Below are 9228 nucleotides of genomic sequence, written 5' to 3'. Positions count from 1 at the left end.
TGCCTATCTTTTTTTACCACAAGTTGGCTCAATCCTTACTAACTATGGGTTTGGGGCGGGTTGTCACCCCCCCAGTTAAAAATCTGGGCTGCCAACATTTCTGCAATGCACTGGGCAATTCCCGATTTGATATTGTCATTCTTGGCTTCGACAAGTGTAAACACGGGAGCATTTAAAGATAATTGTTCTGGTGAATGACTAATCATAAAGTCACAAATGCCATTCAGTCCTTTGACTCGATCAATATTAAATTCCGTACCGGAAAAGAGGCTGATTTGACGATCGCACCGCCTGCGGAGTTCAATCAATACCGGAGCGACTATCATCTCCGATCGCGCTTTTTCCGTGTCAATTCCCAAGGCTAAGGGAATATTTTCGGCTAAGGTTTCCTTTAAAAGCTGACTGGGTGCGATCGGTTCTACAGCCGTAAAGACTTCAGATACTTCTCTAATTGTTAAGCCGAGTTTATGCTTAATATCATCTAGGGAAAATTCGCTATAAGACATAATAGTTGCACCTTTCACTCCGTCGCTCTAATTTTATATTTAGATCGCGTTCGTTAAGCCAGGAAGCTATTCATAGCTTTGTCCCGATTTTGGTAGGTTTTTACGAACGGATGTTCCCAACAGATATGACCAATAATAACCTTTGTTCCCGATAAGAGCTCGCTCTGAATCTCCAACTGAGCGCTAATCTGCTCGACCCGCTGCCACATTCCACCCAGACCAAATCCGCTGACTTGCTACTGCGGATCGAACCCGCATCTGTCGTTCGTTACGTAGGGTTTGCTGAAGCAGTTGCAAAAGTAAACACTGTATGAGTTGTGTTATCCTAAAAAGGTGGAAGGGTGCAAGAAAAACAGGTATAATGACTCAAAACCCGTGCATCACCACCTGCGAGCGTGTACAGAAAAGCTGAGCTTGCCCCAAGCCCCCCATCCGACTTTAAACTACCCTTTGAAGGAAGGTTGTCAGCAGATAACCGTTGGGTAAAGATGGCCGAACTTATCCCGTGGGATGAATTTGAAGCAGAATATGCTGAAAATTTCCCGACCGAAATGGGCGCACCCGCCAAATCATTTCGCATGGCATTGGGGGCATTAATCATCAAAGAAAAACTGGGAATTAGCGATAGAGAAACAGTAGAACAAATCCGTGAAAATCCCTATTTGCAATACTTTGTCGGTCAATCAATCTACAGCAACGAACTCCCATTTGACCCGTCGCTATTAGTTCACTTTCGGCAACGAATTAGTGCGAATCTAATTAATAAAGTGAACGAACGCCTGGTGGAAAAAATGCGCGAAACCATCGCAGTCAAACCAGAAAAAAAAAGGATTCGGACGCAAAAAATGAATCACCCAATCAAGGAAAATTAATCGTAGATGCGACCTGTGCTCCAGCGGATATTAGCTATCCGACGGACTTAGGGCTATTAAACCGAGTCCGAGTTCATACCGAAAAAATTATCGACATTCTCTATAAATCTCTCACAGTAAAAATCAAGAAAAAACCCAGAACCTACCGAAAAATAGCCAGAAAAGACTACTTAGCAGTAGCCAAACAACGACGACCGACCCGAAACAAAAAAATCCAAGCAATTAAAAAACAACTGCAATATATCAAAAGAAATTTGGCTCATATCGATCAGCTAATCGAATCAGGTGCGACTCTGGAAAGTCTGACCAAAAAGCAATATAAAACTTTGCTAGTCCTCACAGAAGTCTATCGCCAACAACTCTGGTTATTTGAAAATAACAAACAGAGTATTGAGGACAGAATAGTAAGTGTAAGTCAACCCCACATCCGTCCCATTATTAGAGGTAAAGCAGGAAAACCTGTAGAGTTTGGAGCTAAACTGTCAGCGAGTTGCTTTGATAAATATGTGTTTTTAGACCGAATAAGTTGGGAGAATTTTAACGAATCGGGAGACTTAAAAGCCCAAATAGAAGCATTTAAAAGTTACACAGGATACTACCCAGAATCAGTCCATGCCGATCGCATTTATCGAACAAGGGAAAACCGAGCTTGGTGTAAAGAAAGAGGAATTAGAATGAGTGGGCCTCCGTTAGGAAGGCCACCAGCAAATGTCAGTAAGGAAACAAAGAAACAAGCCTGGGAAGATGAGAGAATTCGTAACTCTATTGAGGGAAAATTTGGGACTTGCGAAAAAGAAGATTCACCTTGAATCGCGTGATGGCAAAACTTGATAATACTTCTGGTACAGCTATTGCTATTACTTTTTTAGTAATGAACCTTTCTACCTGGTTAAGACGGGTTTTTTGTGTGTTTTTATGTCAAAAACCAAAAATCACACCTGTTGACTGAGCAATCATTACTAAAAGCTATAACTGGGCAAGTTATAGTCAACAAAAAATTATGTTTCGCCGAGCTTGAATCACCCATTAATTGCGATAGCGATTTTTCTTAACTTATTCAGCAAGCCCTACGTACAGACAGGTACAGCCGATAGCATGGAGTAAACAATCAAGTGAGCGTGAGTTGTTAGCAGATTATCGGCTGTACCTCTGCTCGGCATTGCTCTGTCAAATCGTGCTGCTCTGAACAAAATCGTCCTAATGCTTTGCGATCTACCGAACGTCACATATCAATATCTGAGGTACGAACTCTAAAAACCGAGTTAACTTTGATCGCAGTCTTGGGATTTGGTGATCGTACAATCGGCCGAACGTCATATATCGATATCTGAGGTACAGACTCTCACCGCAGAGTTGATTTTGATCGCAGTCTTGGGATTTGGTGATCGTACAATCGGCCGAACGTCATATATCGATATCTGAGGTACGGGTTGTAAACACAGAGTTGATTTTGATCGCAATCTTGGGATGGTGATCTCGCCTAATCTACCGAAATGCACTCGGGGAACGTCATATATCGATATCTGAGGTACGATTCTCAAAACCGAGTTAACTTTGAGAATAGTCTTGGGATGTGGCGATAGACTAAGGTTGAACTTCATATATTGATATATGAGGTACGAATCTAAAAACCGAGTTAACTTTGATCGCAGTCTTGGGATTTTGCGATAGTACAATCGGCCGAAATGCAATTCTGAGTCAAATCGCTGATAATATCTAAACTCATATTTTCCACTAACTTGGTCAAAGCCCCAGCAATTTGTTTCTGGGAGCGAGGAATTCGCTCAATTAACTGCCTTACCGCTTGCTCGTCTCCACAAGCGGCGGCTTTATAAAGCTTCTTAATCGACTCCCTCGGCAACACAGATAGCGACTCAGGAGTCAGTTGTATAACAGGCTCATCCCGTTCGGACTTCCTCGGCGACTCCTCTTCATAGATATAGCGAACACCCAAATGAAGCGCCATCTTCTCAAAAATTACTGTTTCTCGGAACGGTTTGGCAACAAAGTCATCGAAGCCATTCGACAAAGCGAGTTTCTTGGTTTCAACAAACGCATTAGCGCTCAAAGCAATAATTTTTGTATGGGAGCCGTCAGGCAGAGAACGAATTTTTCGAGCAGCTTGAAAGCCGTCTAAAAGCGGCATTTTCAAATCCATCCAAATTAAATCCGGCTTGTACTTTTGCCACAATTTAACAGCCTCAGTTCCGTTATCCGCAAACCACAAAAGAAAGCCGGCTGACTTCAATATCTGAGTTAGTAGCAACCGATTTGCAGACTCATCGTCCGCTACCAGAATGCGATAATTTTGTTGGTTGGGTGCCAGTCCATTCACTTGTTTTTGAGGCTGGATGTCACGGACTTCGCTCTGTGTTGCACGACTCACTTTAATGTAAAAACTGAAAACCGTTCCTTTCCCCACAGAACTTTTGACCTTGATATCGCCACCCATCAGCTTGACGAAAGAGCGGCTGATGGGCAATCCCAAGCCCGTTCCCGTTTGTGATTTCCTGCCAGTTGCTGTTTGCACGAACGGCTTGAACAAACTGCTAAGCTCGTCAGGCGCAATACCAGGACCTGTATCCTTCACTGAGAACTGGAGAAAGAATTTGGGTAACGGTTTTTTTGCCAGCGGCTGAAGGCATTTTACAGTCAGCTTCACCCTACCCGCCTCAGTAAATTTAACAGCATTACCTAACAAATTAATCAAAACTTGACGCAGCTTGCTTTCATCAGTTCGGATGTATTGCGGCACATCAGAACTGCGTTCAAAAACAAGTTGCAAGCCCGACGACTGAGTTTTGAGCTGAAATAAAAGTTTTAAGTCATCGAGCAAACTGTACAAGTCAACAGCAGTTTCTTCGAGGGTGATTTGACCTGCTTCAATTTTGGACAGCGACAAAATATCGTTGATTAGTTTCAACAAATGCTCGCCGTTGCGATTGATAATATTTAAACTCGGCTGCTGTTCCGGGGCAGTTTGTTTGGAGCGGACAAGAAGGTGGGCAAAGCCGATAATCGCATTCAGAGGCGTTCTCAATTCGTGGCTCATATTGGCCAGAAAGGTACTTTTAGCGCGATTGGCACTTTCGGCTGCAATTTTAGCTTGTTTTAGTTCCTTTGTTTTCTGTGCAACTTGCCGCTTTAAATCGCCAGAATATTCTTCTAACCGCTGGCGAGATGCTTTTAACTGGCAATTCATGCGCTCGAAAGCACAGGCTAGGGCTTCGAGTTCGGCAATACCGCTACCTGAAACTGTTGAGTCGAAGTCGTCACCAGCTATCGCCTCTGTTGCCGAAATTAACCGCAGCAGCCGCTGTTCTATTCTTAGGGAAATGGACAGCAAAAGGCAGATAGAAAGAACCAAAGCCAGCAGCACGAGCAAAATAGTGTTGCGGGTGTTAGCCTGAACTTTGTCCGTAAAATCGGTTTCAGGGACAACTGCTACAATCAGCCAGTTTAAGCTTGAAGAGTTTTCAAAAGGTCTGACTTGCAGTAAGTATCTAGAGTTGCTGGCAGTAAAGTTAAGATTTTGGCTGCTGTTAATAGCAGCGAGGCTGCCATAATGTTTAAGCAAATACTCTGTTGAAAGCTGGATTACTTTTTGTTGCAGAGCTTGGGCGCTTTCTCGCTGCTGGGTGTCAGCAGAAATAGACGCTTTGGGTTCAGTTACCTCGTTCCGAGCCACTAAACGTCCCGAACGGTCTAAGATAAAGGCTTGACAGTTAGGGCTAATGAGGAAATCGTGCAAGTTGAATGTTGAGGTTGGGGTGGGAAAAGCAGAATTTGTTTTTTGTTGAGGCAATATTGTTTTTGGAGAGTCTGACCCATTTCTTTCCCCATTTGGTTTGATTGTGACTCCGGCTGTTTGACTTGGGGAAAGTTGGTTTACCGAACCAATTGGAATTTGATTGTAAGTCCCTTCTCCTTTCACAACCCCTTCTTTTAAGTAGTTGTCAAGGCGGTCCCAGATGCGACTCGTTGCTTCTCCCAATAGGTGTGCAACTACGTCATTCATTGTCTGTCGCCCTGTTTGAAAAGAAAGCCACCCCGTTAGAGCTAGTAAGATTGAAATCAAAAGAGCGTTGGGGACTGTAAGCACAACGCGCAGCGGGAGGGCAGACTTTTTTTGAACAGAGCTTTTTGGGCGGAACATTGGTTGAAAAAAGGGAGTGGGGAGAGAGGGAGAGAGGGAGAGGGAGAGGGAGAGAGTGAGAGAGTGGGAGATTAGAGGTGTGCAGTAAACAGCAAGCTGTTTGAATTTTCAGGTAGATTGCAGTTACATAATCCCTCATTTCTATTCAATTGGGTGAGTATATGTTAGATGTTGAAGCCCTCTAGTTTTTATCGGGTTGTTGCAAGTTTTCAAACTTCTCCCACTCTCCCACTCTCCCCCACTCCCCATTCCTGTTACCTATTCCCGCAGCTCCGGCTCCAATCAAAAAGCAGAGCGACTTTTAAGAAGCCGAGTAGTTCGGGCTGTTGGCGGTTGTCGCTGTTGAAATCTTGTTCCAGGGTTGTTCAATTCTTCTTGTGCAATGAGGCTCAGCTCGACAATCACAGACAAGTCTACTCCGGCTCGTGCAGCAGCATCGGCAGCCGATAAATTCTGATTTCTTACCAGAGCTAAAAATTGTCGCACGCTGTAGACTACTGGGTCGTTGGCTCCTGTGTAGCCTTTTTGAATGGCAATCAGCAATCCTTTTTCGACATCTGATGCTGCGGGGGCGCGACTTCTATCAACGTTCACAGTCGGCTCCCTTCTTGGGTTTAGGGGAGCGATGCGAATTCCTAGGTGTTCTGGTTTTTTGTTGGCAGGAACGATGTTGAAGTTGTAAAGTCGCTGTTTCCCTTTTGAATCTACAGTTTTGATTGAAAGGTTAGTGATGGTAGCTGTGGTAGCTCCCGGAAAATTGAGCGCTTGAATGGGACGCAAGAAAACAGTTTTGGCTTGGCCGCTTGCCAATTGTGCGTCGGTGCTGAAAACTACTTTTGAGGGGTCGGCAATTAAAACGTAGGCGACAGCTTCATCGGTTGAGCTGAAGTCGATCGCACTCGCGCGACCGGGATAGACTAAAATATCGTGAGCACTATTGACGGCAATATCTCGACCCACAGTTTGATAGCCTGTTACTCTTGATTGAGCAAAAGCACAGTCGGGGTAGCTCGCAGCAGCGAACACTGCTGTGAATAAAAGCCCTCCGAGGGAAAACATTCTTGGAGATTGGATGCGATTCGTCATGGCAGTTATCGGTTGATGTTGAGAAAATTGTTGACAGTAGAAATGGGAATTTTCTTTACTAATCGCAGTCGCCCCAATGCGACTTAACAGTTTACCGACGGCTCGGTCAACGGTAAATGTTGAGAAAGCTGTTAACAGTAATAGAAACGGGAGTTCCCTTGTTAACCACAGCTACATTGGGGCGTTTTAAAAGTTCTTCAGTTGCTCTATCTGAGCGGCTTTCCATCCGTTTTGCCAAGGGACTGAAAAAGCCATCGAGGACGGCTGACCAAATTTGGGGGTCTCGACTTTCAACGGTGGTTGTACTACTTCCAAACCCACCGCTAATACTGCTAGAGTTCCTAACTTTAGGCTCTGCGAATACTTGACCGACTCGTCCAACTCCCGACAGCAGTGCGGTGAGGATGTCTTGCGAAGCAATATCGGAACCTGGGTCGAAGTAGCCTGAAGCAATTAGCGGCCTTCCGCCCTCACCTGCAATCAAAATTGCGCCTTCTGGAATGGCCTGCTGTTTAATCTGACCGTTTCTATCAGAGTAGACGAGCGCCACAGCAGCAGCTTGTACCATGCGATTGCCTTTACTGACGGTGCTGGCTTTGGCAATGACAACCGTGCCCTTCCGAAAAGCAATAGAGCCGTCAGTTGCCGTGAAGTCGGCTGTGAGAGTGACGGCAAATTTGTCGTAAAGTTGTCTGCCTGAGCCTTCATCCCACAGCAGGGGAACCGAAACTATGCCGTTGGCTGTGGTTCCAAGGGGAACCTGAGCTGTTTGGGAGGTTGAGTCCGTTTGGGGCGTGCGGTTGAGAATGCCTTTTGCCCCTGGGGAGTTTACTTGTTCCAGGGTTGAGGAATTTGTTAAGGCAGAAGCCTCTGGAGCAGCTTCTGGGGAAAGGGTTTGAAATTCTGTATCGGCGGGCAAGGACGTTGGACGAGCGTTCAGTCGAGCCTCCGTCTCGATTGGGTTATCGGTAGAATCGGAACTTGTTTGGGGGGAAAGGGGAGCCGGAGTTAATTGGTTAGTGGGGTTTTGGGAGTTGTCAGTGGTTTCGAGGCTCTCCCCTCCATAAGGAAACTCCGGGTGTAGCCTTTCCCCGCTGGCGTTATTTGGGTGGCTATATAGTTTTTCTGGGATTTGCTCGAAAGAAACGTATGAGGGTTGCGACTTTTGGTTGCCGATATTGACTGTTAGGAATTCAGTTGTTGGAGTTGGGTTCGTACTAGCGGTGGCGTTAGCACTTGTTGTCGCTGGAGTGCTTGGTGTTTCACTCACGGCATTCGCTATTCGGTTAGGGTCAAAATTTCCCCTAATTTGTCCGAGTTGGGCGAGTTGGTTCCACCGCTCAAACGGATCGATTTTTTCTTCTGTTGGAGTTGGAATTGCATTCCGAGTTGGGGGTGCAAATGGTTTAGATAGGGGAACTGGTGGGGGTACGGGTGTTCTTGAGGGTATTCTTTCAGGTGTTCTTGAAGGTACGGCTGCGGGTACAGTTACTGTCCGCACTACGGTTCGGGGTTCGCTTCGGGGTTCGCTTCGGGGAATAGGTGGCGGTGTGGCCGGACGGGTAGCCACGGGACGCGGAGTTCGCGGGTTTCGTGGGGATGATTTGGGCGACGGTTCTACTTTGGGTTTGGCAGTTTTTTGCGATTTCTCGGTCAGCAGTTTTTGCTGGTCTTGGTAAGCCAATCTCGCCAGCAATTCCGGCTTTTCATCTTTAATGGTGGGAGATGGGGTAATATTTGATTTTGATTGTGCGATAGGTTCGCGAGGTGATTTAGGCTTGATAAATTGCCAAATCAGCAGTCCTAGCAATAGTATCCCCCCAGTCAACAGCAATATTGTCACTGCTCTAGGAACGCCTCTTTCGGAAACAGGCGGCGGCAGTGGTTTTTCGTCATCTTGAGCGAGTTGATATTGAGTTTCAAGTGTTAGAGGTGCATTAGGGTCAAAGTTGGCAATGAAGTTCTCGTCAATATCATCATCTTCCGAAGGGTTCGCGGAAATAAGGGAATTAATGTTGCCGTCATCGTTATTTGGGGTAGATTCAGTCGATGTAGCATAAGGATTCATATTGGCTGTTGTGGTGAAGTTACTATGGTCGGGATTGGTACTCATTGGATTATTTGTTGGTGCATTTATCGGGTTATTCATGGCTTGAGAATTGATTGAGTGTGTTGTGGTTTACTGTACAAAAAAAGGAAAGATAGAATACTTCAACCAAAGGGATGGAACATACTAGACTTGAATTGCAAAAATCACACGCTATCTTGAAGTTATCTGCGTTCCGAAGCGTTCCGAAGCGTTCCGAAGCCTTCATCTGCGGTTTCCTTCTCAATCAAAGATTTAGGCAATTCAAGTCTAATAAACGTTTAAAGTCTTTAGTTTTTAGGCAAGCTTTTTAAATTTACCCACTTGCTGGCTCGTCCCCTTTCCATCTCTTTTTCCCCTTTTAAGGTTTGAATTGGACAATGCGGGAAATTTCTAATCCGGCTGCTCTCAAAGAGTGAACAGTTTTCTCTAATTCGTTAGCGTTTTCGTAATTGCTCAACTAGGGGAAAAAAGGGAGCCATGAAGAGAGAGGGCTTTTTGAATAGCTTGATAAGCAGTTAA

Annotated in this window: 4 protein-coding genes and 1 pseudogene; 1 reads left to right on the top strand and 4 read right to left on the bottom strand. The window is 45.3% G+C overall.

The genetic code is table 11. The features are described 5' to 3' along the window. Positions 1-38: 38 nt before the first annotated feature. Positions 39-506 carry a hypothetical protein gene (locus tag QUA33_RS26785; protein WP_333152635.1) on the bottom strand — a complete coding sequence of 156 codons (468 nt, stop codon included), beginning with the start codon at positions 504-506 and terminating at the stop codon, positions 39-41. A 395-nt stretch (positions 507-901) separates the two neighbouring features. Here QUA33_RS26785 and QUA33_RS26780 point away from each other — a divergent pair. After that, positions 902-2327 (top strand): annotated as a pseudogene (locus tag QUA33_RS26780) (IS5 family transposase). A gap of 687 nt (positions 2328-3014) precedes the next feature. On the opposite strand, the gene QUA33_RS26775 reads toward QUA33_RS26780, so the two are convergent. The 3 genes from QUA33_RS26775 to QUA33_RS26765 form a co-directional block, all read right to left on the bottom strand. After that, positions 3015-5396 carry an ATP-binding protein gene (locus tag QUA33_RS26775; RefSeq protein WP_333152633.1) on the bottom strand — a complete coding sequence of 794 codons (2382 nt, stop codon included), beginning with the start codon at positions 5394-5396 and terminating at the stop codon, positions 3015-3017. 420 nt (positions 5397-5816) lie between these two features. Further along, positions 5817-6620, bottom strand: coding sequence for a hypothetical protein (locus QUA33_RS26770; RefSeq protein WP_333152631.1), 804 nt, complete (start codon positions 6618-6620; stop codon positions 5817-5819). A 106-nt stretch (positions 6621-6726) separates the two neighbouring features. After that, positions 6727-8733 (bottom strand): hypothetical protein, encoded by a 2007-nt coding sequence (locus QUA33_RS26765; RefSeq protein WP_333152628.1) that lies wholly within the window; start codon positions 8731-8733, stop codon positions 6727-6729. Between the last annotated feature and the right edge of the window lie 495 nt (positions 8734-9228).

The sequence above is a fragment of the Microcoleus sp. Pol14D4 genome, from assembly GCF_036701245.1.
Taxonomy (GTDB): domain Bacteria; phylum Cyanobacteriota; class Cyanobacteriia; order Cyanobacteriales; family Microcoleaceae; genus Microcoleus.
This window is presented reverse-complemented; position numbering and strand designations above follow the sequence as displayed.

Bases quoted from the DNA above. Each gene is read 5' to 3' on its own strand.
- QUA33_RS26785 (WP_333152635.1), bottom strand. From the start codon at position 506: ATGTCTTATAGCGAATTTTCCCTAGATGATATTAAGCATAAACTCGGC.
- QUA33_RS26765 (WP_333152628.1), bottom strand. From the start codon at position 8,733: ATGAGTACCAATCCCGACCATAGTAACTTCACCACAACAGCCAATATG.
- QUA33_RS26775 (WP_333152633.1), bottom strand. From the start codon at position 5,396: ATGAATGACGTAGTTGCACACCTATTGGGAGAAGCAACGAGTCGCATC.
- QUA33_RS26770 (WP_333152631.1), bottom strand. From the start codon at position 6,620: ATGACGAATCGCATCCAATCTCCAAGAATGTTTTCCCTCGGAGGGCTT.